Origin of the sequence: Streptomyces sp. NRRL S-495 (assembly GCF_000966955.1) — a bacterium.
Taxonomy (GTDB): Bacteria; Actinomycetota; Actinomycetes; order Streptomycetales; family Streptomycetaceae; genus Kitasatospora; species Kitasatospora purpeofusca.
In genome coordinates, this window is record NZ_JZWY01000102.1 from 1 (window position 1) to 371 (window position 371).

A 371-nucleotide genomic window follows, 5' to 3' on the forward strand; every position below is an offset into this window, starting at 1 on the left:
CGGCTCCACCGCACCGTCGGCACCCCCGGCCGCCGGGCCCGGGGCGGCGTCCGCCCCGGCGGCGCCCGGCTGCTCCGGCGCCTGCTCGGCCGCCTGCGCCCGGCCCAGGTCCGGCGCCCCCTCGGGGGCCGACCCGGTGCGCTCGGGCGCCGAGGCGGGGCGGTGGCGGCCGTGGCGCTGGTCCCGGTCGGCCCAGGAGGGGCCGGGCCGGACCCGGCCCACCGCCTGCCACGCCACCGCCGTGGCGGCCGGAGCGGACGGCGTGGGGGAGACCGACGCGGACCCGGTCGGCCCGGGGGAGGACTGCTCGGCGAGGGACGGCTCGGACGCGGTCGGCCCGGCGGGGGTCTCCGCGACGGCCGCCGGCTGCT

Annotated in this window: 1 pseudogene; it reads right to left on the reverse strand. The window is 85.7% G+C overall.

The window, feature by feature from the left end:
* A pseudogene (locus VR45_RS48410) lies at window positions 1–237 on the reverse strand (hypothetical protein); the annotation flags it as partial.
* Window positions 238–371 lie beyond the last annotated feature (134 nt).